2 tRNA genes are annotated in these 240 nt (G+C 45.8%); both read right to left on the bottom strand.

The window, feature by feature from the left end:
• Window positions 1-74: 74 nt before the first annotated feature.
• Window positions 75-147 (bottom strand) — tRNA-Lys (locus CD036_RS12950).
• 5 nt (window positions 148-152) lie between these two features.
• Window positions 153-228: transfer RNA gene (locus CD036_RS12945), tRNA-Thr, on the bottom strand.
• Window positions 229-240: the final 12 nt, after the last annotated feature.

Raw genomic sequence — 240 nt, 5'->3', positions numbered from 1 at the left:
CGCGACCCCAACCTTGGCAAGGTTGTATTCTACCGCTGAACTACTTCTGCAAATATATTAAATTAAAATCTTGATGAGCCATAGAGGATTCGAACCTCTGACCCTCTGATTAAAAGTCAGATGCTCTACCAACTGAGCTAATGGCTCTTAGATGGTGCCGGCCAGAGGACTTGAACCCCCAACCTACTGATTACAAGTCAGTTGCTCTACCAGTTGAGCTAGGCCGGCATAATGCTATCT

This window comes from Staphylococcus arlettae (genome assembly GCF_002902345.1).
Taxonomy (GTDB): domain Bacteria; phylum Bacillota; class Bacilli; order Staphylococcales; family Staphylococcaceae; genus Staphylococcus; species Staphylococcus arlettae.
The sequence above is the reverse complement of the archived record's forward strand: the minus strand, read 5'-3'. Positions and strand labels throughout refer to the sequence as shown.